The 23,613-nt window shown below is 71.8% G+C and carries 16 protein-coding genes and 1 pseudogene; 4 read left to right on the top strand and 13 right to left on the bottom strand.

Features of this window, described 5'->3' with window-relative positions; all coding sequences use genetic code 11:
• Positions 1-7 precede the first annotated feature (7 nt).
• The 5 genes from LE181_RS21575 to LE181_RS21555 form a co-directional block, all read right to left on the bottom strand.
• Complete coding sequence (locus LE181_RS21575; RefSeq protein ID WP_225662971.1) at positions 8-1,015, bottom strand: hypothetical protein; 1,008 nt, start codon at positions 1,013-1,015, stop codon at positions 8-10.
• Between the two features lie 285 nt (positions 1,016-1,300).
• Positions 1,301-2,374: a Zn-dependent alcohol dehydrogenase gene (locus LE181_RS21570; protein WP_225662970.1), complete on the bottom strand. Its 1,074-nt coding sequence runs from the start codon at positions 2,372-2,374 to the stop codon at positions 1,301-1,303.
• A 34-nt stretch (positions 2,375-2,408) separates the two neighbouring features.
• On the bottom strand, positions 2,409-3,872 hold the full coding sequence (locus LE181_RS21565) for an aldehyde dehydrogenase family protein (protein ID WP_225662969.1): 1,464 nt from the start codon (positions 3,870-3,872) through the stop codon (positions 2,409-2,411).
• The gene (locus LE181_RS21560) at positions 3,869-5,026 is read right to left on the bottom strand and encodes an acyl-CoA dehydrogenase family protein (RefSeq protein WP_225662968.1); all 1,158 of its coding nucleotides are present in this window, start codon (positions 5,024-5,026) and stop codon (positions 3,869-3,871) included. The genes LE181_RS21565 and LE181_RS21560 overlap by 4 nt, the downstream gene beginning before the upstream one ends.
• 26 nt (positions 5,027-5,052) lie before the next feature.
• Entirely contained in the window at positions 5,053-5,964 is a 912-nt protein-coding gene (locus LE181_RS21555; protein ID WP_225662967.1) for an SDR family NAD(P)-dependent oxidoreductase, read from the bottom strand.
• A gap of 122 nt (positions 5,965-6,086) precedes the next feature.
• Here LE181_RS21555 and LE181_RS21550 point away from each other — a divergent pair, with 122 nt between their 5' ends.
• On the top strand, positions 6,087-7,013 hold the full coding sequence (locus LE181_RS21550; RefSeq protein ID WP_225662966.1) for a cyclase family protein: 927 nt from the start codon (positions 6,087-6,089) through the stop codon (positions 7,011-7,013).
• Between the two features lie 277 nt (positions 7,014-7,290).
• On the opposite strand, the gene LE181_RS21545 is transcribed toward LE181_RS21550, so the two are convergent.
• From LE181_RS21545 to LE181_RS21530, 4 genes are all read right to left on the bottom strand, one after another.
• Positions 7,291-7,779, bottom strand: a complete 489-nt coding sequence (locus LE181_RS21545; protein ID WP_225662965.1) for an ATP-binding protein — start codon at positions 7,777-7,779, stop codon at positions 7,291-7,293.
• Positions 7,780-8,192: 413 nt separating this feature from the next.
• A complete protein-coding gene (locus tag LE181_RS21540) occupies positions 8,193-9,218 on the bottom strand; it encodes an acyl-CoA dehydrogenase family protein (protein ID WP_225662964.1) in 1,026 nt (341 codons plus the stop codon).
• Positions 9,219-9,225: 7 nt separating this feature from the next.
• Entirely contained in the window at positions 9,226-10,395 is a 1,170-nt protein-coding gene (locus LE181_RS21535) for an acyl-CoA dehydrogenase family protein (RefSeq protein ID WP_225662963.1), read from the bottom strand.
• 5 nt (positions 10,396-10,400) lie between these two features.
• Positions 10,401-11,600: an amidohydrolase family protein gene (locus LE181_RS21530; protein ID WP_225662962.1), complete on the bottom strand. Its 1,200-nt coding sequence runs from the start codon at positions 11,598-11,600 to the stop codon at positions 10,401-10,403.
• Between the two features lie 134 nt (positions 11,601-11,734).
• On the opposite strand from LE181_RS21530, the gene LE181_RS21525 reads away from it, so the two are divergent.
• Entirely contained in the window at positions 11,735-13,348 is a 1,614-nt protein-coding gene (locus LE181_RS21525) for a class I adenylate-forming enzyme family protein (RefSeq protein ID WP_225662961.1), read from the top strand.
• Here LE181_RS21525 and LE181_RS21520 read toward each other — a convergent pair.
• The gene (locus LE181_RS21520) at positions 13,330-16,068 is read right to left on the bottom strand and encodes a serine/threonine kinase C-terminal domain-containing protein (protein ID WP_225662960.1); all 2,739 of its coding nucleotides are present in this window, start codon (positions 16,066-16,068) and stop codon (positions 13,330-13,332) included. The two genes, LE181_RS21525 and LE181_RS21520, sit on opposite strands and share 19 nt — an antisense overlap.
• A gap of 408 nt (positions 16,069-16,476) precedes the next feature.
• Positions 16,477-17,793: pseudogene (locus LE181_RS32670) on the bottom strand (serine/threonine-protein kinase); the annotation flags it as partial.
• Positions 17,794-17,907: 114 nt separating this feature from the next.
• Here LE181_RS32670 and LE181_RS21510 point away from each other — a divergent pair.
• Positions 17,908-19,047 (top strand): serine hydrolase domain-containing protein, encoded by a 1,140-nt coding sequence (locus LE181_RS21510; RefSeq protein ID WP_225662959.1) that lies wholly within the window; start codon positions 17,908-17,910, stop codon positions 19,045-19,047.
• Here the strand turns inward: LE181_RS21510 and LE181_RS21505 are convergent.
• Positions 19,044-20,750 (bottom strand): glycerol-3-phosphate dehydrogenase/oxidase, encoded by a 1,707-nt coding sequence (locus tag LE181_RS21505; RefSeq protein ID WP_225662958.1) that lies wholly within the window; start codon positions 20,748-20,750, stop codon positions 19,044-19,046. The genes LE181_RS21510 and LE181_RS21505 overlap by 4 nt on opposite strands.
• A 377-nt stretch (positions 20,751-21,127) precedes the next feature.
• Here LE181_RS21505 and LE181_RS21500 point away from each other — a divergent pair, with 377 nt between their 5' ends.
• Positions 21,128-22,399, top strand: coding sequence for a nucleotide sugar dehydrogenase (locus LE181_RS21500; RefSeq protein ID WP_225662957.1), 1,272 nt, complete (start codon positions 21,128-21,130; stop codon positions 22,397-22,399).
• A 30-nt stretch (positions 22,400-22,429) separates the two neighbouring features.
• On the opposite strand, the gene LE181_RS21495 is transcribed toward LE181_RS21500, so the two are convergent.
• The gene (locus tag LE181_RS21495; protein ID WP_225662956.1) at positions 22,430-23,575 is read right to left on the bottom strand and encodes a rod shape-determining protein; all 1,146 of its coding nucleotides are present in this window, start codon (positions 23,573-23,575) and stop codon (positions 22,430-22,432) included.
• Positions 23,576-23,613 lie beyond the last annotated feature (38 nt).

Raw genomic sequence — 23,613 nt, 5'->3', positions numbered from 1 at the left:
CGCGGCCTCACTTCTTGTGCTTGACCACCTTGGTCAGCACGTAGCGCTTGCCCGACCCGGGCTTGCCGATCTCGTGGTAGATCCGCGGCTCCGTCTGCGTGCCGGTCACGCTCCACTCCCGGGCCAGCTCGCAGGAGCCGATCCGCAGGGAGACGCCTTCCACCCGGCCGCTCTCCTTCACCTCTTTCCAGGTGCCGGCGCCGTCGCAGTCCTTGGGCCTGTCCTTGCCCGTGCCGTCCCAGATGAAGTTGTCGAGACCGTCGGCGACCGCATTGCCGTCCGACCCGAGCCGGACAGTGCCTCCGCGCCCATCGGTCCAGGTGCCCGCGAGGTCGGACGCGGACAGCCGCGGCGGCTCGTAGACCTCCACAAGCCCGGAGCCATACGCTCCGGCGCCCACCGCGCCGACGGCCAGCCAGGCGACCAGGCCACCGGTCATCACTCTGCGGGCGACGCTCCCCACCCGGGCTTCGCGCACTCTGCGGGCCGCCGCCTGGCCTGCGAAGGCAGCGGGCAGCAGGCCGGCCGTGAGGCACACCCACCAGAGCAGGTAGCGGAGGGGAGGCGCGAAGGAGAGGCTGCCCAGCGCCGCCACGCCGCCGAAGACCGCCACTGTCGCGGCCGAGACCGCCGGTACGGCGGCGAGGACCCACAGCGGGCTGGCGCTCCAACTCCGGCGGGCTGCTGCACGGCGGGCCAGCGACAGGGCCGGCATCACTGCGGCGGCGGTGACGAAGCCGCTGACGAGCACGGTCAGGAGCACGACGCCGAGGGCGAGCGCGGCGATCATGAGCGCCCCGCTGGGGATGCCGTCGTGCTCGCGGGAGAGCAGCACGAACACGCCTGCCGTGCCGGCGACGAAGACCTCCGCGCACAACGCTGCCATCGACGCACAGAACGCGGCACCGAAGCCGTCGGCGTGCGTGCCCCGCTTCTTCGGCGGGGCACAGCAGTTCTCGGGCGAGGCGTCGGTCGCCTCGTCAGGTATCGCGTGCGGCTCGGCCTTCTGCCTCATGTGCGCCCCTCTCTCCAAGAATGATTCCCCCGGAAGTCGGGAGATTCCGTTGCGAGAGGCCCAAGAGCGCGCTCGGCCCACCGGTCCACCGAATTCCACCGACAATCAGGTCCGGACATACCGCTGCACCGGCGTCAGCCGCCCAGTCGGACCATTCTTACCGAATAGTCCGTCTTGGCCCGAGTCCGGGCCTGCCTGGATGGCAGGGGGTGCGAGCCAACCCCACACGCAGGCGGCGGTCGGCGCAAGACCTGTCGACAGGGATCACATAAGGGGCGGACCGGGTCACCGGTCGAACAAGAGGACGCCGCGCGCCACCGTACGGTTGTCCACGTCGTTCGCCGCCCTATGGAATTCTTCGATCCGGTAGACCGCGGTGACGAGCTCGTCGAGCAGGAGTCGTCCTTCGCGGTAGAGCTGCGCGTACAGCGCGATGTCGCGCTGCGGGCGCGAGGAGCCGTAGCGGCAGCCGAGAATCGACTTGTCGAGATACAGCGACGAGACGAGGAAGGACGCCTCGGCGCCGGCGGGCGGGACGCCGAGGAGTACCGCCTGCCCGTGCCGGTCGAGCAGGTCGACGGCCGTCCGGATGAGGCGGGAGTCCCCTACGCACTCGAAGGCGTGGTCGACCCCGTCCGGAACGATCTGCCGCACGGCTGCCGCCGTGTCGTCGACGGCGGAGGCGTCGACGAAGTGGGTGGCACCGAGGCGCCGCGCCGGCTCGGCCTTCGCCGGGTTGACGTCGACGGCGATGATCCTGGAGGCGCCGGCGATCCGCGCCCCCTGCAGAACGTTGAGCCCGATGCCGCCGGCGCCGATGACGAGTACGGACTCGCCCTGGCTCACGCGGGCGCGGTTGAGAACGGCTCCGACGCCCGTCAGAACGCCGCAGCCCAGGAGGGCGGCCGGGATCAGCGGGACATCACGGGGGATCCTCACGGCCTGAACCGCTTTGACCACCGTGCGCTCGGCGAAGGCGGAGCAGGAAGCAAAGTGGAAGAGCTTCTCCCCGCGGCGGGTGAAGGGACGGCCCGGCCGGCCGATCGACTGGTGGCACATGGTCGGACGCCCCCGGTCGCACTCGGGGCAGGTGCCGCAGCCGGCCAGAGTGGACAGCGCGACGTGATCTCCGCAAGTGACGTGTGTGACGCCCGGACCGACCGCTTCCACGATGCCCGCACCCTCGTGGCCGAGAACCACGGGAGCGGGGTAGGGAATGGTGCCGTCGATCACCGAGAGGTCGCTGTGACAAAGACCGGCGGCGGCGATGGCGACGAGGACCTCGCCGGGGCCGGGGGGACGGACCTCAAGATCGTCGACGATCTCGGGCCGCTTCCCGTCGAAGATGACACCCCTCATGATCGCTTCCTCTCCGGCAGCGGGGCGCCGGGCCTCAGGACGGCCAGACGACCGACTGGAGTTCGCTGTAGGCGTGCAGGCCGAAGGAGCCTCCATCGCGGCCGATCCCGCTTTCCTTGAACCCGCCGAAAGCCGTCTCGGGGTGGCGCTGTGCCGTGTTGATGCCGACGTTGCCGCTGCGCAGCCGGGCGGCGAGGGCCCAGGCTCGGCCCGTGTCGGCGCTGAAGAGGTAGTCATGGAGGCCGTACGAGGTGCCGTTGGCGATACGGACCGCCTCGTCCTCGTCGTCGAACGCGAGGGCGACGACGACGGGCCCGAAGATCTCTTCCCGGGCGACCGTCATGTCGGGGGTGGCGTCGCCGATGAGGGTGGGGGCGACGTAGAACCCGGGCCGGACGGCGGGGCGCGTGCCTCCGGTGAGGATCCGGGCTCCCTCCGCACGGGCTCCGGCGACATACGCCTCGACGCGGTCGCGCTGCGCGGCGGAGATCAACGGGCCGACGACCGTGGAGTTATCCACAGGGTCCCCGATTGTCAGTGATCCGGCGTACCGTTTGAGACCGGTGACGACCCGCTCGTACAGCGATCGATGCACGAGCACCCGGGTCGGCGCCGTGCAGATCTGCCCGCTGTGGAACGACCAGACCGAACCGACCGCCATGATCGCCGACTTGAGCACGTTGTCGTCGGCGTCCTCCAGGACGATGGCCGCGCCCTTGCCGCCCAGCTCCATGAGGGTGCGCTTCATCGACCTCCCCGCGGCTTCGGCGATCTTCTTTCCCACCGTGGTGGACCCGGTGAAGCTCACCATGTCCACGCCCGGGTGGGTCACGAGCGCCTCCCCGGCGCCCGGGCCCGAACCGGTGATCACGTTGAACACGCCGTCCGGGAGGCCGGCTTCCCGCAGCAGTGGGCCCAGCTCCAGGCAGCAGAGCGGGTCCTGCGGCGCCGGCTTCGCGACGACTGAATTGCCCATGGCCAGGGCAGGCGCAACCTTGCCCGCGAGATTGACGATCGGGAAGTTGTAGGAGGTGATGCAGCAGACGACGCCCACGGGGCGACGGGCGACCGCGGCACCGACCAGGCCACCGGGAGCCAGCGGCCCGGCCCTGACGACGTGCGGCGCGAGCGGGATCACGTGCGGCTCGACGGCGCCGCGCGCATAGCGCCGGAAGCGGTCGACTGCCACGGGCACCTGGAGGGACGAGGCGACGCGCAGGGTTGCGCCCGTCTCGGCCTGAATGAGGCGCACGAACTGCTCTTCCCGTTCGGACAGCAGTTCGGCGACCCGTTCCAGCACGGCCGCGCGTTCGCGCGGATCAGTACGGCACCAGCCGCTCTGCGCGGCCTGCGCGGCGGCCACGGCGTCGGCGACTTCGGCGGGAGTCGACTCCGGGGCCTCCCCGACGACCTCTTCGGTCGCCGGATTGACAATTGGATAGTGCCCTTTTTCCGGCGCACGCCAGGCGCCGTCGATCCAGTGCCCGTACGCCGTCATGACCGAGGCTCCTTCGGCAGGCCGAGGACGCGCTCGGCGATGATGGTGCGCTGGATCTCGTCCGAGCCGCCGTAGATCGTGTCGGCCCGGCTGAAGAGGAACAGGCGCTGCAGGGCGTCCAGTCGGTACGGCCTGTCGGCCCGCCAGTCGTCCGGTCCCAGGGCGGCGGACGCGCCGCGCACCTGCATCGCCAGTTCACCGAGCCGCTGGTGCCAGCCGCCCCACAGCAGTTTGGCGACGCTGGGCGCCGCGGGGTCGTCCGTGGCGCCCAGGGTGCGCAGGGCGTTCCAGCGCATGGCCTGCAGATCGGCCCATTGCCGTACGAGCCGGCTCCGTACCGCCGGCTCCTCTGCGGCACCGGTCGCCACTGCCAGGCGGACCACACGGCTCAGCTCGGCCGCGAAGCCGATCTGCTGGACGAGCGTGGACACGCCGCGCTCGCGTGCCAGGAGGCCCATGGCCACGCGCCAGCCGTTGCCCTCGCCGCCGACGAGGTGCTCGGCCCTGGCCACGGCGCCGTCGAAGAACACCTCGTTGAAGTCGGCGTCCCCGGACATCTGCCGGATGGGACGGACCTCGATCCTGCCGGGCTGGTCCATCGCCACCAGAAGGAAGGAGAGTCCGTGGTGGCGCCGGGAGCCCTCGGTGGACCGGGCCAGTAGAAAGCACCAATCGGCCTCGTGGGCGTGTGAAGTCCAGATCTTCTGTCCGCTGATGCGGTACGTGCGGCCGCCGTCGGCGCGCACGGCCGCGGTCCGTACGGCGGCCAGGTCGGAGCCCGCGCCGGGTTCGCTGTATCCCTGGCACCAGAGCTCTTCGCCCCGGGCGATGGCGGGAAGGAACCGGGCGCACTGCGCGTCGTCGCCGTGGGTGAGGAGGGTGGGTGCCAGGAGGTTCTCGCCGAGGTGACCGAGGCGGACGGGCGCCTGGGCGCGGGCGTACTCCTCGGCCCAGACGACCTGCCCGGTGAGGGTGGCGGTCCGGTTGCCGTAGGTGCCGCGGGCGGGGTTCCAGCCGAGGCCGATCCAGCCGCCCGTGCCGAGTTCCCGTTCCCAGGGACGGCCGGCGTCCGGGGGTGGGGTGGCGTGCTCGTCCAGCCACGCGCGTGCTTCCTGGCGAAACGCCTCGTCCTCCGGTCCGAATGCGAAGTCCATGCGCGCTCCCGTCGTCGCTCGTCGCGTCACGCGTTGGGGCGCTTGTCGGCGGCGGCCGCGTCGGCCATCGCCTGGATCCGGTCCAGCATGGGCATCGGGTCGGTGCCGACCGTGCCGGGGAGGACGTCGGCGATCCGCCCAGGGGTCCACCGGTCTTCCGCGTAGGCTGCCCGCAGTTCGCGGGGCTGGGCCCAGACCGCGATTTTCGGGCCGGCCACCGTGTAGACCTGCCCGGTGATCCGCTCCTCGCGGGCGCGGTCGCTGAGCAGATAGACCACCAACGCCGCCACGTCCTCCGGCTCACCGATCTCCGTGAGCCCGGTCGGAACGTTGGCCGACATCCGCGTACGGGCCACGGGAGCCACGCAGTTGGCGGTGACTCCGTACCGGTGGAGGCCCAGTGCGGCGCTGCGGACGAGGGAGATGACACCTCCCTTGGCGGAGGCGTAGTTGGCCTGCGCGACGCTGCCCTGGTGACTGCCGCTGGTGAAGCCGATGAGGGTGCCGCTCCGCTGTCGGCGCATCACGGCGGAGGCGGCCCTGAAGACGGTGAAGGTGCCCTTCAGGTGGGTGGCGATGACCGGGTCCCACTCCTCCTCGGTCATATTGAAGATCATGCGCTCGCGGAGGATCCCGGCGACGCACACCACCCCGTCGAGCCGCCCGTACTGCGCCAGGGCCGCATCGACGATCCGCTGGCCGCCGGCCATCGTCGAGACGTCGTCCGCCAGGGCGACAGCCTCGCCGCCGGTCGCTTCGATCTCCTTGGCGACGGCGGTGGCGATCTCGCTGGTGGGCTCGTCACCCGCGAGAGAAACGCCGTGGTCGTTGACGACGACCTTGGCGCCCTCGGCGGCACTCGCCAGGGCCACTGCCCTCCCGATACCGCGCCCGGCACCGGTCACGGCGATCACTTTGCCGGCCAAGAAGCTCCCCACGGTGTGCCCCTTCCCGCAGTTTCTGACGGCCCGTTAGATTTTTGGGCAGCGCGGCCGCGAACACAAGACCCGTCGACGAAGCAAAGACGCACCGCATCAGGTCACGATCAGAGAGGAATTCCATGCCACTGCCGGACGAGTTCCACGAGCTGGCCAAGCGAGTGAACAACTGGGGGCGTTGGGGGGTGGACGACGAGATCGGCACCCTCAATCTCATCACCGACGCCGTGGTACGCACGGCGGCCGCGACGGTCACCAGCGGACGCCGCGTTCCGCTCGCGCTACCCCTGCAGCAGGACGGGGTACAGACGGGGGTGATCCCCGGCCGCATCAATCCGCTGCACACGATGGTCGCGATCAATGCGGAGCTCTTCGGCCCCGGGACCGTGGCCACCAGCGACGACACCGTGACCATGGGCCTTCAGGCGGGCACGCACTGGGACGGCCTGTCCCACGTCTCTCACGGCGGACGGCTCTACAACGGGCGCCCGGCGGACTCGATCACCGCGCACGGGCGCTCGGCCTTCAACGGGGTCGACAAGGCCGGGCACATCGTCTCGCGCGGAGTGCTGCTCGACGTCGCACGAGCCAGGGGCACCGACCGGCTCGACAGCACGTACGCCGTCACACCCGAGGACCTGGAGGCGGCCGAGGAGCTGGCCGGAGTCAGGGTGGGGCCCGGCGATATCGCGCTGGTACGGACTGGCCAGATCCAGCGCTATCTGACGGGCGACAAACAGGCGTACGCCTACCCTTCGCCAGGTCTTTCGATCCGCACTCCCGAGTGGTTCCACGCCCGCGACGTCGCCGCCGTCGCCAACGACACGCTCACGTTCGAGATCTTCCCGCCCGAGATCGAAAACCTGTGGCTTCCCGTCCACGCACTCGACCTCGTCGAGATGGGCATGCCACAGGGACAGAACTGGAATCTGGAAGAGCTCTCGGACGTCTGCGCCGAGGAGCGGCGCTACGCCTTCCTGCTGGCGGCCATGCCCGAACCATTCGTCGGCGGCGTCGGAGCGCCCGTGGCACCGGTCGCGATTTTCTGACGAGCCGACTGCACGTCACTGTCCGCCCGCACCCTGGGGCTTGACCCTGCGCGGTTCGGGCGGGCGGCGGCGTACAGATGCGCACCCCGAGCACGGCACCGTACGCCGCCACCCAGCTCCGGCGCCTGAGCCCTGTTGTCGCGCCGGACGCGACCCGCACTCGCCAAGGCAGCCCTGGTCACACCCGGGCCTCTCGACGTCCCCTCGCAACGAATCGCTGCATCCAAGGGTGATCACGTGAACACTTCACGTCAACACCTGGTCTGGACTTTGTCGACTAAGCCCGATTTGTCGCGGCGTGTTGTGGCTCAAAAGCGCCACTCCAGAGCGGTCCCCCGCGGTCGACCTCGCACCAGATGCGCTTCCCGGCGCCCTCACGGTGCCAACCCCAGCGGTCGGCAAGGCCGTCCACCAGCTCCAGGCCCCTGCCTCCGGTGTCATCGCCTTCGGCGCATCGCCGCCTCGGCGGCCGGGCGCTGATGTCGGTCACTTCGACGCGGACGGTGTCGACGCGCCCGCCGGCCACACCTGCGGCGGCGGCACCGCTCGCACCGACACCGGGAAAGAGCATCCGCAGCACGGCCGGGCACCCCGTGTGGACGACCGCATTGGTGACCAATTCGGAGATCAGCAGGATCAACGTCTCCGCCACGGGCTCATCGGCCCCTATACCGGATCCGGCAAGCCGCGACCGCGCCCACCTGCGGGCCCGCCCCACCTCCGCGGGGTCGGCCCGGACCTCCATCTGCATCTGAAGCACCTGCACCGCTCACACCATCCGAACCGGCGGACACAACGCCTCGCGTCTCAGGGGGGCCACGGAACGTGATCCCGTTTCGAGACAGCATGGTTGACGTACAGTTACCCCAACAAGCGCTTCAGGCATATTCCGGCGCAAAGGAGTATGCGTGCTGCATACTGTGCGACGCGCGCTGCTGGGACTCGAACAACGAGGTCTTTCGAACCTCGTAGCGACGTGAACGAGGGGCATTTCCGCCCGCGACTCAGCCGCTCCGGCATCACCGGTTTTGTTGCGGCCCTGAACTACTCGCATCCCACGGAGAGTACCCGAGACCCGGCCCGACTCCGCACTGTGACGAGTAACGCGAAGAACACAAGTCGATATCAACGCAGCGTGATCATTTATCGGCCGCAAGGCGTATATTTCACCCACACCGATTACGCGGCGCCATTCGGGTGATTCGCGATTTCCGTCGAGCAATTTTCCGAACCGTCGAGAAGCGCGGCGGCCAGCGCCTCCTCCCCGTCCGCCGTCGTCTGCCAGCGTTCGAGCCTCAGCCAGGCCCGCTTGAGATGCAGGTGGACTTCCGCTTCCCAGGTGAAACCCATGCCGCCATGCAGTTGCAAACAGTCACGGGCATTACGGACAGCAGCCTCGTCGGAGAGCAGTTTCGCTCCCCGCGCGTCACTGGCTGCAATTGTCAGCGACGCGGCGTACACGCTACTGCGTGCGAGTTCCGTACGGACGAGCATGCGCGCGCAGAGGTGTTGCACGGCTTGGAAAGCCCCTATCGGGTGACCGAACTGGGTGCGGTTCTTGGCGTGGGAGACCGCCATTTCCAGAGTCCGGAGGGCGCTGCCGAGTTGTTCGGCGGCAGTCAGCAGGGCCGCCTCCTGGCGCAGTCCGGCGGCGCCGGCTGTGCCGCTCAACGGCGTGGCCCCAGGGAGTGGGGGAAGGCGCTCGATGTGGTGGAGGGGAGTGGCGGGGTCGACCGACCGGATGGGCCGGGCCGCGAGCACCTCCGGCGCCTCTCCTCCGCTCGTCCGCAGGATCCGGGGTTCCGGGCCGTCGAGGAGCAGGACGGCGTCGGCTGCGGCGAGGTGGCCGACCATGCCGGGCCGGTCCAGGGCCGTCACCACGGCCGTGCCCTCGGCGGCGCCGGGTACCGCCCCCGCGGCCAGGTGGGTGGCGACGAGCGGGCCGGTCAGCAGGGCGCGCCCGGCCTCCTCGAAGAGGAGCACTGCGTCCGGCAGGCCGAGGCCCGCACCGCCGTCCTTCTCGGGCAGTCTCAGGGAGAAGAAGCCGGCCTTTCCAAGCTCGTGCCACAGAGCCCGGTCGAAACCCTGTTCCGGCTCCCCCGCAGCCACCGCCTCCTGGAGCTTCTCCCGCGGAAAGTGCGCCGCCAGGAGTTCCCGCATTGCCGTCCGCAGGGCGCGTTGATCCTCGCTCAGCCGGAAATCCATGACCTCCTCACCGTCCTCTGGGCAGGCCGAGGATGCGCTCGGCAATGATGTTCTGCTGGATCTGAGAGGTACCGGCGGCGATGGTGTAGGCGAGAGAGGACAGGCGCTCGGTGGTCCATTGCTGCCCGGCGTCCAGGGAGTGCGGGCCCAGGACGTCGGCTGCCGCGTCGTACAACTCCTGGCGGGCCTGGGAGTACCGGAGTTTGAAGACCGAGCCGCCGGTGCCGGGCAGGCCGTTGCCGCCGGAGCTGAGCGATGCCTGGGCCTCGCTCGTATTCCACTGCACCAGGCGCCACAGGGCCGTGAAGTCGGCGTTGAGTCTGCCCAGCCGGCGCCGCAGGACGGCGTCGTCCCACCTGCCGTTCTCCCGGGCCGTCCGGGCCAGCTGGACCAGGGTGCGGCGGCAGGCGACGACCTCGCCGGCGAAGGCGGTGCCGCGCTCGAAGGAGAGGGTGACCATGGTGACGCGCCAGCCGTCGTTCTCGGCACCGACCCGGTGCCGGGCCGGTACCCGCACGTCGTCCAGGAACAGTTCGGCGAACTCCGTGGACCCGGCGAGGGTCCGTACGGGGCGGACCGTCACCCCGGGGGCGTCCATCGGCATCGCGAGCCAGGAGATCCCCCGGTGCCCGGAGCCGGCGGGGCCGGTGCGGACGAGGAGCTCGCACCAGTCGGCGACCTCGGCGTGCGATGTCCAGATCTTGGTGCCGGTGACGACGTAGTCGTCACCGTCCCGGACCGCGCGGGTGCGCAAGGAGGCGAGGTCCGAGCCGGCCTCCGGCTCGGAGAACCCCTGGCACCACACTTCCTCGCCCCGCAGGATGGGCGGCAGCCAGCGGGCACGTTGGGCCGCCGTGCCCTCCACCGCGATCGTCGGGCCGGCGTGCAGCAGGCCCACGAAATTGGCGCCCACGTACGGCGCTCCCGCCCGTTCCGTCTCCTCCAGGAAGATCAGGTGCTGGGCAGGGGTGGCGCCCCGGCCCCCGGCGTCGGCGGGCCAGTGCAGGCCCGCGTATCCGGCGTCGTACAGCGCCCGTTGCCAGGCGCAGTCGTAGGCGCGGCGGGCGGGCCAGTCGGCCGGTTCCGGCTTGGGGGGCAGGTGCGGCAGGGTGGCGGCCAGCCAGGCCCTCAGCCCTTGCCGGAACTCTTCCTCCTCGGGGGTGGTGTGGAGGTCCATGGCGATCAGGCGGCGGGGGTGTCGAGGTCCAGGCCGAGCATCCGGATGGCATTGCCCCGCATGAGCTTGTGGACGGTCTCGTCGTCGAGGCCCTTCACATGGTCCAGGGCCACCCGCTTGGTGTGGGGGAAGGTGGAGTCCACGTGCGGATAGTCGGTCTCGAAGGTGGCGTTGTCGCGGCCCACAGCATCGAGTGAGGCGATTCCGTGTTTGTCGCGGAAGAAGCAGCAGAAGATCTGCCGGTAGTAGTAGGTGGAGGGCGGTTCGGGGATCAGATCCCGCACCCCGCCCCAGGCGCGGTGTTCCCGCCACACGTCGTCGGCGCGTTCCAGTACGTAGGGGATCCATCCCATCTGGCCCTCGCTGTAGGCCAGGGTGAGGCGGGGGAAGCGGACGAGGACGCCGCTGAAGAGGAAGTCCGACATCGAGGCCATGGCGTTGTTGAACGACAGGGTCGCCTGTACGGCCGTCGGCGCGTCGGGAGAGGTTGCGGGCATCTGCGAGGAGGAGCCGATGTGCATGTTGACGACGGTCCCCGTCTCCTGGCAGACGGCGAAGAGCGGGTCCCAGTAGCCGGTGTGGATGCTGGGCAGGCCCAGGTGGGTGGGCAGCTCGCTGAAGGTGAGGGCGCGGACGCCGCGGTCGGCGTTGCGCCGGACCTCGGCGACGGCGAGGTCGATGTCCCAGAGGGGAATGATGCACAACGGGATGAGCCGGCCGCCGCTGTCACCGCACCACTCGTCGACCATCCAGTCGTTGTAGGCGCGTACGCACGCGAGGGCCACTTCCTTGTCGTGCGCCTCCGCGAAGGTCTGCCCGCAGAAGCGGGGGAAGGTCGGGAAGCACAGGGACGCCTCGACGTGGTTGAGGTCCATGTCCTTCAGCCGTGCCGCCGGGTCCCAGCAGCCGCGGCGCATCTCCTCCCGGGTGATGCCCTCCAGTGTCATGTCGTCCCGGTGGAAGCCGACCGCCGCGATGTTGCGCTTGTACGGGAATTGGAGGTCCTCGTAGATCCACCAGTCGGTGGGCCGCCCGTCGGGGTCCATGGTGATGCGGTACGTCCCGCCGGTGTACTCCAGCTCGCCGATGCCGGCGGTCACGGGGCGAGGGCCGCGGTCGTGGTACTTGGCCGGCAGCCACGTCTCGAAGAGGTGGGCGGGTTCGATCACATGGTCGTCGACACTGACGATGCGCGGCAGGTCCATGGCACTCCCTCGCTATTCTGACGAACCGTCAGTTCAGTTCAGGAGGCTAGCCGCCACCCCCTGGACCGACAAGCGCATACGCCCTACGCTCCGGCACGATGTGACGCTTCGTCAGACACGAGAGGGCGACGGCCATGCGTTGTGCGGACACCGACGACGACCTGTCCGGCTCACGCACGCTGTGGGAGCTTCTCGCGCGGCGGGCCGCTCTCACACCCGACACCCCGGCCCTCATCCAGGCCGACGATCCGGCGGAGCCGGGCGGTGGCGACCGCCGGGTGACGTTCGGCGCACTGCACGCGCGTGCCGAGCGCGTCGCCGCCGGGCTGTACGCGCAGGGCGTGCGCCCCGGCAGCCGCGTCGCCTGGCAGCTGCCCACCCGCATCGAGACCGTCGTCCTGAGCCTCGCCCTGGCCCGGCTGGGCGCCGTCCAGACGCCCCTGATCCCCTCGTGCCGCGACCGCGAGGTCGGTCACGCCCTGCGGACGACCGGGGCACGCCACCTCATCGTTCCGGGGACCTGGCGGGGGTTCGATCACACCGCGATGGCCCGGCGCATCGCGGGGACGCTGCCTCGCCCGCCACTGGTGGCGACGGCGTGCGACGTCCTTCCGGAGGCCGATCCCGCCGCGTTTCCGCCCGCGCCCGCAAGCGGTACGGACGTGCGCTGGATCTACTGGACCTCCGGCACCACCTCCGACCCCAAGGGCGTCCTGCACACGGACCGCAGTCTCATCGCCTCGGGCGCCCACCTCGCCCGCGCACTCGGACTGACCCCGGACGACGTCGGTTCCATGGCCTTCCCCTACGCGCACGTGGCCGGGCCCGACTACACGGTGATGGCATTGCTGCGCGGCTTCCCGGCGGTCCTCCTGGAGCACTTCGCCCTGCCGGACTCGCTGGCCGCCTATCGCCGCCACGGCGTCACGGTGGCGGGCGGGTCGACGGCCTTCTACGCCATGTTCCTCGCCGAGCAGCGCAAGACCCCCGGCCGCAGGATCATCCCGACCCTGCGCCTCATGGCGGGCGGCGGAGCGCCCAAGCCGCCCGAGCTGCACCACGCGGTCGTCCGGGAACTGGGCTGCCGGCTCACTCACGGCTACGGCATGACCGAGGCGCCCATGATCACCATGGGGCGTCCGGACGACCCGGAGGAGAGACTGGCCCGCACGGAGGGCAGGCCGGACAGCGGGATGGCGATCCGGATCACGAGTCCGGACGGCACGCCGGTCCCGGCCGGTGCGGACGGGGAGGTACGGCTGCGCGGCGAGGCGGTCTGCCGCGGCTATCTCGACCCGGTCCAGACCGCCGAGGCGTTCGACACCGACGGTTTCCTGCGCACCGGCGACCTCGGTCACCTCACCGACGACGGCTATCTGGTGCTCACCGGGCGGATGAAGGACGTCATCATCCGCAAGGGCGAGAACGTCTCCGCGCAGGAGATCGAGCAACTCCTCCACGGCCACCCCGGCGTCGAGGACGTGGCGGTCATCGGGCTTCCCGACGCCGCGCGCGGAGAGCGCGTCTGCGCGGTGGTCCAGCAGCCGGAAGGGGCCGCTCCCCTGACCCTCGCGGCCGTGACCGCGTATCTGCGGGCCGCGGGGCTGGCCGTGCACAAGCTGCCCGAGCAGCTGGAAGTCGTCGACGCGCTGCCGCGCAACGACACCCTCCGCAAGGTGCTGAAGTACAAACTGCGCGAGCGCTTCTCCAGCCCGTCCCCGCCGGACCGTCAGTCGTTCGCCCGGTAGGTGGCCATGGCCTTCTCGAAGAAGCCGTCGATCGAGCGCTGTTCGTCCATCGGTCCGCGCACCTGGACGAGGTGGTAGCGGCCGCCGAGGAGCATGGCGGCGTTGCGGACGTAGACCTGCCGTCCGCTGCTGTCGTTCCAGTTGAACGTGCCCTCCGCCGTCGCCGTGCCGCCCACGCCGGTGCGGCGCAGTCCGGAGGCGCCCGACCAGGAGGACGAGCGGTACGGGGCCAGCTCGGGCTCCTTGTCCTGCTGGTAGGCCATCGGGTCGTCGCCGAACTCCGACGCCTTGTCCCGGCCCGGCACCACGATCAGCTCGTAGTCGCCGCCGACGTAGACGACCTGGCCGCGGTCGTTCTCGCCCCGGCGATGCCAGTCCTTGGCGACGGCGATGGCGAAGCCCTTGGGGTCCTTGCGCGTGGTGAACTCCTTCGCCCCGCCGCGCTCCTCGGTCCGCTCGTTCTGGGCGCCGGTCGCGGAGGTCTGGCCCACTCTGCCGTTGGAGCCCGGGTCGTTGGGGGCCGCGCTCAGCGCACCCGCCGAGCCGGTGCGGTCCGCCGGGCTCTGGCCCGCGTTCTCCTCCGCACGCGGCATGAACAGCAGGGCGTACAGCACGGCCCCGATCAGGGCGAGGAGGATCAGGCCGAGGAGGAGACGACCCAGGCGCTGCGGGGCGGGGGCCGTACGGACCCGCTGTTCCTGCAGGTGGCCGGTGGAGTGGAAGCCGCTCCGCTCCTGGGGCCGGGCCGCCCTGCCGCTCTCCTTGACCGTCTTCTTGTGCCGCCCGTGCGCGGCGGCCGGCGCGGGACCCGCGGCGGAGGCGGTACGGGCACGCCTGCGGCGGACCAGTTCGCCGCGGCGACGGACCACCGGCAGCCGGCGCGGGTCCGCGGGCGCAGGGGAGCCGATCGACGGCACGGTGACCGTACGGCTGCCGATGTCCGGTTCCGGGGCGGAGCGGATGAGTGAGCGGAGCCAGCCCCGCAGCTCCTCGAACTCGGGGCGTTCGGTCGGGTCCTTCCGCATCAGCGACTCGACGACGGGCCGCAGCGCACCGCACTCCTCGGCGTACGCGGGCGGTTCGGCGCAGACGACCTGGACGAGCTCGGCCGTGCTGTCCTCCGGGTAGGGCGCGTGTCCCTGGACGACGCGGAAGAGCAGCGCGCCGAGCGCCCAGAGGTCGGCGGCGGGGCCCACGGGGGGTGCGAGCTGCCAGTTCTCCTGGATCGGCCATGCCTGCTCGGGTGCCCAGCGCTCGGTGACGGCGCCGACGACCACCATGCGCGCCTGCCGGGCCCGTTCGGCGGCGACGGCGCTGCCGGGGCCGCCGGGGTAGGCCCAGCCGTCCGCCCGGCGAGCGGGGGCGGGCGCGGGGCCCTCAGCCGGAGTGCGTTCCTCGGCCACAGGTGCCGGAGGGTGCGGCGCACGGGGACCGGAAGCCTGCACGGGGACCGGGGCCCCGCCGGGCTGGGCCGTGGGCGTGCTCGGCGCGGACCTGGCTCCGGGCGCGGGGGCGGTCCCACTCGCGGCGCTGCCGCCGCCCCAGGTGGATGCGCCGGTCGGCAGGCCGGGCTTGGCTTCGGCTGCGGCCCGGGCCGCAGCTGCGCGGGCGGCGGCGTGGTACGCGGCGATCGCCCCGGACCGCACCGCCCGGACGTCGCGTGTGCCGTGTGCGTTCCGTGCCTCGCCCGGGCGGCCGCTGTCGGCAGCAGCAGGCCGCACGAAGCCACCCGCGGCACCCTGGTCACGGTAGGCACCGCCGGCCGCTCCCGGGTCGCCGTATCCACCGCCAGGGGTCCCGGCGCCCGGGCTCCCCGGTCCGGGCGCGGGAAGCGCACCGCTGTCCGCGGGGCCGGGCGTGTACGGGCGGTCCGCCGCGCCGTGGGGGGCGGGGGGCGCCGGCACGGGGTCGTATCCGCAGAGGGCTTCTTCGGCCGCTCCGGCGGCGAGGCCGGTGAGGATGGCGCGACCGTCGTCGCAGATGAGGACGGTGCGTACGGTGATGTTGCGGTGGGTCCAGCCCTGGGCGTGCAGGGCTCGCAGGGCGGTGAGGACGTCCGCGGCGACCTCCGCCGCACGGTGCGGGGAGAGCGTGCGCTCGGCGAGCAGGGCGGCGAGCGGACGGGCCGAGACGAGTTCGCTGACGATCCAGAGGCTGCCCGCCTCGGCGAAGACGTGGAAGACCTGGTCGAGCCGCGGGTGGTCGGGCACCTGCGCGGCGGCGGTCGCGGCCGCCAGCGCACGACGCACCGCCGGATCGCCCGCGCCCTGGCCACTACGGCCCACGCCGCCGGGGCGGCCGCCGGCGCCGGCCCGTTCACGGAGCCCGCTCCCGGCCCCCGCTCCGGCCCCGGACGCCGGACGCTGGCCGGGCACGGCCCCGAAAGCGGATGCCCTCCCCGCACCCGCACCCGCACCCGCACCGGGTACTGTGCCGCCCGTCGCCGCGGCGGGCCCTGCACCCGGCGTCCGGGTTCCGGGCATCACTGCGGTCCCGGTCCCGGTCCCGGCCCCGCTGCCGAGCCCGGCCGCGGTTGCGCCAGGGGTGTCGTCAGCCAGGACCTCGGCGTCCACGATCTCCGGCAGGGGAATCTGCCGGACCAGGACCTCCTGCCCGCTGTAGGTGTCAAAGGCCCGCGTCTCGACGAGTTCGAAGGCGTCGGAGGGTGGCAACGGCAGGCGATAGCGGTCGGCGAGCACCCGGCCCGCGTACTCGTCCACGACGCCTCCCCAATCGTGCGATCCGCCCCAGCGTGGGCACCACCATTGCCCCGCACAACCGCCAAAGCCGGTCGTTCAGCTGCTTATTGCGGTTGCGTACGGTCCACGACGACTCACGATACGTGCCGAACCCGCCCCTTCGGGCCCGTACGGCTCAGTACGTCCCCCGGCACGCCGCCCGTTATGCGCCCGACGTGGCGCGCGGGGCTTCCGGCCCGCGCGCCACCTGCGTCAGTGCGCGCCCGGGAAGCCTGCCGGGGCGTCATAGAGCACCGCGGCCGGGGCGATCGACGCCTTCTTGTGCGAGGGGGACGAACCGCTCTTGCCGTCCTCGCCCTTGTCGTCACCGCTCATGCTGAGGGCCAGCACCGTGCCGATGACGGCCAGCACGACCACCACCGCGGCGATGAGCAGCACCCGGCGCGGCACGATGTCGGAGATCGACGCCCGGCCGTACGTGCCGGTGCGCGCGCCCGCGCGGCTGCGGGCGGCGACGCTGCCCACCCTCAGCTTCACCGGCTGCGTCGGGCCGTCGGACTCGGCGGTCACCGACGAACCACCTGGGGTCGCGTCCCGCAGGGGACGGAAGGCGCCCGGCGTGCGCTGGGTGGCCGCATTGCCCGCCGCACCGCGCCCGTGCGGGCGCGAGCCGCCGGCGGAGGCAGGGGCCGGGTTCGGACGGCCCGTGGCGGACGGTCCGGCCGAGGAGTGCGCGGAGTGCGCGCCGGAGGAGGACGGCCGGCCGTCGTAGCCGTAGCCGCTCTTCTTGCCCCGGGACGACGAGGAGGCCGCCCGGCGGGGCGTCTCCGGTATGGGCGGCAGGGACAGGGCCTGGGTCGCGTCCAGGTCAGGGGTGGGCTCGGGCGGCCTGGGCAGGCGCTCGTCCGGGGCGTTGACGGCGTCGGTCAGCAGGGCGCGGGCGCCGGCCTCGTCCAGGCGCTTCTGCGGGTCCTTGGCGAGCAGCCCGTACATGACGCCTTCCAGGGGGCCCGCGTTCTTGGGCGGCCCCAGGGGCTCCGTCATCACGGCCGTCAGGGTCGCTATGGCCGACCCCTTGTCGTACGGAGGGGCGCCTTCCACGGCGGCGTAGAGCAGGCCGCCGAGGGACCACAGGTCCGCCGGGGGGCCGGGCTTCTGGCCGCGGGCGCGCTCGGGGGATATGTACGAGGGCGCGCCGACGAGCATGCCGGTCGAGGTGACCGACGGGTCGCCCTCGACCTGGGCGATGCCGAAGTCGGTGAGGACGACGCGGCCGTCGTCGGCGATGAGCACGTTGGAGGGCTTCACGTCACGGTGCAGGATGCCCTCGCGGTGTGCGGCGCGCAGCACGTCGAGGACGGCGAGGCCCACCTCGGCGGCTCTGCGCCACTTCAGCGGCCCGTCCTCGCGGATGACCTCGGCGAGGGAGCGGCCCTCGATGAGCTCCATGACGATCCACGGCCGGTCGTCCTCGTGCACGACGTCGAAGACGGTGACCGCGCCCGCACTGCGGATGCGGGCAATGGCCTTCGCCTCACGCAGTGTCCGCGTGATGAGACGGCGCTTCTCGTCCTCGTCGATGTTGGCCGGGAAACGCAGCTCCTTCACCGCGACCGCCCGGCCCAGCGTCTCGTCCGTCGCCCGGTGGACCGTGCCCATGCCACCGCGCCCGAGGACGTCCCCGAGGCGGTATCGCCCGGCGAGGAGGCGCCCTGTCGTGCCCTGCGTCTGCTCCGCCTCCGACATGCGTCCCCTCTGGCAATCAGCTCTGCGACCAACCGACCCTGGCAGAGCGACCATTGTCTCTCATCCGCAGACCTGTGGAAGGCCAGGGTCCGGGAGGCCGTGGATGATGGGCGCATGCCGACGCGCACCGCCCGCCCGCGACTCACCGCGACCATAGCCGCGCTGACCTGCGCCGTAACGGTGTCGGCGATGACGGGATGCGGTGGCGACGTCGCCCGCTCCCCTCTACAGGACCTGGTTTCCGGGCGGACGGTTCCCGGTGCGGCGGAGCTGTCACAAGATGCTCAAGGGGCCCTCCGGTTCACCACCGCGGGCGTGTCGGACGTACGGAGCGGACGTCCCATCGGCCTCACGGACCGCTTCCGTGCCGGGAGCATCACCAAGACGGTCATCGCCGTGGTCGTGCTCCAGCTGGCGGCCGAGCACCGGCTGGAGGTGGACGATCCGGCCACCGGACACCTACCGCAACCCACCGCCGACGCGGTCCGGCGCGCCCGGTACGGGCGGGATGTCACGGTCCGCCAACTCCTCACCCACACCAGCGGGCTGTTCTCGTACACCGACGACCTCGCCCTCTACCGGGACGTCACCGACCACCGCCTCACCGCCCGCTCGCCCGAGACATTGGTACGGACCGCAGTGGCCCACGCCCCGTACGCGCCGCCCGGCGCCCGGTACCGCTACTCCAACACCGACTACCTCCTCCTCGGTATGGTCATCCGTCAGGTCACCGGCCACTCCTACGCCACCGAGGCCCTACGCCGCGTCATCACCCCCTTGCGCCTCTCCGGCACCAGCTTCCCCGGCACCCGCACCACGCTCCCCGTCCCGCACGGCCGGGCCTACAGCGCGTCAGCAGACGGCAGCCCGCACGACGTCACCGAGCTCAACCCGTCCGTCGCGGGTGCCGCCGGGGAGATGGTCTCCACCCTCCCCGACCTCAACCGTCTCTTCGCCGCGCTCCTCGGCGGCGAGCTGCTGGCCGCGCCCGAGCTGCGCACCATGCTGGACACGAAGGCCACCGGCGGCCGCTACGGCATGGGCGTCTTCCCCGTCCGGCTGCCGTGCCGGCGCACGGTCTGGGGTCACAACGGCGAGATCAACGGCTCCTACGTCCAGACGCTGGGCACCACCGACGGCCGGCACGTGGTCAGCTACCGCGTCAACAGCGACACCCGGCCACCCGCCGGGACCGAGGCCGAGCTCCTCCGGGAGAACTTCTGCCCCCGGACAAGCAGCACCACGGGCGCCTAGATGGGCTGGATCTCCGGTGCCCCCAGACGGGCCGCGTCCGCCGTCAGGTCGTCGGGCTGCCGCTGGGACTCCCGTTCGGCCTCCACGCGCTTCTCGTAGTGCTCGACCTCCTTGTCGACCTGGGCCGCGTCCCAGCCCAGCACCGGCGCGATCAGCTCGGCGGCCTCGCGGGCGCAGCGTGTGCCCCGGTCGAAGGTCTCGATCGAGATCCGGGTCCGCCGGGTGAGGACGTCGTCGAGGTGGCGCGCCCCCTCGTGCGAGGCGGCGTAGACGACCTCGGCCCGCAGGTATTCGTCGGCGCCCGTCAGCGGTTCGCCCATCGCCGGGTCGGCGGTGACGTAGGCGAGCACCTCGTCGACGAGCGAGCCGTAGCGGTTGAGCAGGTGCTCGACGCGCGCCACGTGGAGTCCGGTGCGCCGGGCGATCTGCGCCCGGCCGTTCCACAGTGCCCGGTAGCCCTCGGCGCCCACCAGCGGCACGTCCTCCGTGACGCAGTCGGCCACCCGCTGGGTCAGGCCGTGCACCGCCTCGTCCACCGCGTCCTTCGCCATCACGCGGTACGTGGTGTACTTGCCGCCCGCCACGACCACCAGTCCGGGCACGGGGTGGGCGACGGTGTGCTCGCGGGAGAGCTTGCTGGTGGCGTCGGACTCGCCGGCCAGCAGTGGGCGCAGCCCGGCGTAGACGCCCTGGACGTCGTCGCGGGTGAGGGGGACGGCGAGCACCGAGTTCACGTGCTCCAGCAGGTAGTCGATGTCGGCGCTGGAGGCCGCCGGGTGGGCCTTGTCGAGGTCCCAGTCGGTGTCCGTCGTGCCGATGATCCAGTGGCGGCCCCAGGGGATGACGAAGAGGACGCTCTTCTCGGTGCGCAGGATCAGCCCGGTGGTGGAGTGGATGCGGTCCTTCGGCACGACCAGGTGGATGCCCTTGGAGGCCCGTACGTGGAACTGGCCGCGCTCGGCGATGAGCTGCTGGGTGTCGTCCGTCCACACACCGGTGGCGTTGACGACCTGCCGGGCCCGGATCTCGAACTCGCCGCCCTGTTCGAGGTCGCGCACGCGGGCGCCGACGACGCGTTCGCCCTCGCGGAGGAAGCCCACGACACGGGCGCGGTTGGCGGTGTCGGCGCCGTAGGCGGCAGCGGTGCGGACGAGGGTGGTGACGTAGCGGGCGTCGTCCATCTGGGCGTCGTAGTACTGCAGGGCGCCGATCAGTGCGTCCTTGCGCAGGCAGGGAGCGACCCGCAGGGCCTTTCTGCGGGTGAGGTGACGGTGGGCGGGCAGGCCGCGGCCGTGCCCGGAGGAGAGGGACATGGCGTCGTAGAGGGCCACGCCCGAGCCGGCGTAGAAGCGCTCCCACCCCCGGTGCTGCAGCGGATAGAGGAAGGGCACCGGCTTGACCAGGTGCGGGGCGAGGCGCTGCAGCAGGAGGCCACGCTCCTTGAGGGCTTCGCGCACGAGGGCGAAGTCGAGCATCTCCAGATAGCGCAGTCCGCCGTGGATGAGCTTACTGGACCTGCTGGACGTGCCCGCCGCCCAGTCCCGGGCCTCCACGAGCCCGGTGGCCAGGCCGCGGGTGGCCGCGTCCAGCGCGGTGCCCGCGCCGACGACGCCGGCGCCGACCACCAGGATGTCCAGTTCCCGCTCCGCCATCCGGGCGAGCGCCGCTCCGCGCTCGGCCGGCCCGAGTGTCGCTGTCCTCACCGCTGCCTCCTGCCTGGCCGCTCTCGCCGCCGCTGCCGGTGACCCGCCGCTGCCGGCGTCGCCACGCCCCGCCGGATCCGCGCCGCTGTCGCGGCGGGCCCGCACGGGGCCCTGCTCCGCCCCGGGACCGCGGACGGCGCCGCGGCCCCATCGCTTTGGGGCCGCGCCCGTTCTCCTTCGATGCTGCCCCAGATCGGCCGCTTCGGCCGCGCCGGAGCCCGGCGGGACGGCATCCGGGCAGCGTGTGGCGGGCGTGCCACGCCGCGGCAATACCGGGTAACAGTCATATATCCGCCTAACCTGATGTAACGGCTGATCCCCGCCGGAAACCCGTCGGAAACCGCCGGAATCCCCTCCGGGAAGGACCGCACCCCGCCATGCCCGCAGATCTCGCCGTCATCGGCCTCGGCTATCTCGGACTCCCCCTCGCCCAGGCCGCCACGGCCGCGGGCATCCCCACCGTCGGCTACGACCCCGACGCCCATACCGTCGCCGAGCTGCGCGCCGGGCGCATGCCCTCCGAGGGCGCCGACGGCTGTCTCACCGTCGCCGGGATCCGCCGCATGCTCAACGCCGGCTTCCGCGCCACGACCGAGGACGCCGAGCTGGGCCGGGTCCGTACGGCCGTGATCTGCGCGCCCACCCGCCTCGGCGAGGACCGGGCCCTGGACCTGAGCGCCATCACCGACGCCGCCCGCACCCTCGCGCCGCGGCTGCGCCCGCACACCACCGTGCTCCTGGAGTCCCCCGTCTACCCCGGCACCACGGAAGACGTCCTGCGCCCCCTCCTCGAAGCGGGTTCCGGCCTGCGGGCCGGCCAGGACTTCCACCTGGCCTACTCGCCCAGCCGCTTCGACCCCGGCAACCGCCACCACGCCTACGCCAACACCCCGAAGGTCATCGGCGGCCTCACCCCCGCCTGCACGGAGGCCGCCGCCGCCTTCTACGGACGGGTCTGCGAGCGGGTCGTCCGCGCCCGGGGCCCCCGCGAGGCCGAGGCGGTCAAGGTCCTGGAGACCAACTACCGGCACGTCAACATCGCACTCGCCAACGAGATGGCGGTCTTCTGCCATGACATCGGCGTCGACCTCTGGGACGTCGTGCGCTGCGCCGAGACCAAGCCCTTCGGCTTCCAGGCGTTCCGGCCGGGCCCCGGGGTGGGCGGCCACGGGGTGCCCATCGACCCCAATTACCTCTCCTACAAGGGCCGCAGCCTCGGCTATCCGCTGCGCATGGTGGAGCTCGCCCAGGAGGTCAACGGGCGGATGCCGCGTTACGTCATCCAGCGCTGCGCCACACTGCTCAACGAGCACGGCAAGTCGGCGCGCGGCGCCCGCGTCCTGCTGCTCGGGGTCAGCTACAAGCCCGACGTCGGCGACCAGGAGGGCTCACCGGCCCGGGAGATCGCCTCCCGGCTGATGGAGATGGGCGCCCAGCTCAGCTACCACGACCCCTACGTACCGGAGTGGCGCGTCCTCGGCCACCCCGTGCCGCGCGCCGACTGCCCCCACGAGGCGGCCGCCGCCTCCGACCTGACGGTCCTTCTCCAGCACCACCGCAAGTACGACCTGCAGGGCCTGTCGGTCAAGGCACAGCTGCTGCTCGACACCCGCGGCGCGAGTCCGGCGGGAGCGGCGCACCGCCTGTGAGGCGCCGCTCCCCGCGCGGACGGCGCGCCGTTACAGCCGGCCGGTCGACAGCATCCGCGGCTGGGCGTCCAGGACGGTCCGCAGGGAGGCGAAGTTCTCCACGCAGCGCCCGGTGCCGACGGCCACGCAGTCCAGCGGGTCGTCGGCGATGATCACCGGGATGTCGAGCTCCTTGCTCAGGCGCACGTCCAGGCCGCGCAGCAGTGCGCCGCCGCCGGTGAGCACGATGCCCCGGTCCATGATGTCGCCGGACAGCTCCGGCGGCGTCTCGTCCAGCGTCTGACGTACGGCCATGACGATCGCGTCCACCGGCTCGGACAGTGCGTGCCGGATCTCGTCGGCCGTCAGCTCCAGGGTCTTGGGCAGGCCGCTGACCTGGTCCCGGCCGCGGATGGTGCAGCGGTCGCCGGGCCGCAGGCCCTGGGTCTCCTCCGGGTCGCCCGTCTCGTCCTGGCCGCCGGCCGCGACGTGCCGGGCGAGGGCCGCGAGCCCGGACTCCGACAAGTAATGGGTGGGCGAGGCGGAGCCGATGCTCATCTTGAGGTCCTCGGCGGTGCGTTCGCCGATCGCCATGGCGTACTTCTTCTTGACGTACGAAATGATGGCCGCGTCCATCGCGTCGCCGGCCGTCCGCACCGAACGGGCCGTGACGATGCCGCCCAGCGAGATCACCGCGACCTCGGTGGTGCCGCCGCCGATGTCGACGACCATGCAGCCGGTGGGCTCGCTGACCGGCAGGCCCGCGCCGATCGCCGCCGCCATGGGCTCCTCGACCAGGTGCACCTGCCGGGCCCCGGCCTGCGAGGCGGCCTCGATGACGGCACGGCGCTCGACGCCCGTGATGCCGGACGGCACACAGACCACGACGCGCGGCCGGGAGAAGAGGCGGTTGCCCATCACCTTCTTGATGAAGTGCCGCAGCATGCGCTCGGCTATCTCGAAGTCGGCTATGACGCCGTCGCGCAGCGGGCGGATGGCGACGATGCTCGACGGCGTGCGGCCGATGGTCTCCTTCGCCTCGGAGCCGACCGACAGCACACTGCCGTCCTCGGCGTTGACGGCCACGACCGAGGGCTCGTTGAGCACCACTCCCTTCCCGCGTACGTACACCAGCGTGTTCGCGGTGCCGAGGTCGATACCCATGTCCCTGCCGCTGAACGACTTGCTTTGCGCCATAAGTCGCCAGTATTCCCTACGATCGAATGTTTATACGG

This window comes from Streptomyces sichuanensis, assembly GCF_020328095.1.
Lineage (GTDB): Bacteria > Actinomycetota > Actinomycetes > Streptomycetales > Streptomycetaceae > Streptomyces > Streptomyces cinnamoneus.
The sequence above is the reverse complement of the archived record's forward strand: the minus strand, read 5'-3'. Positions and strand labels throughout refer to the sequence as shown.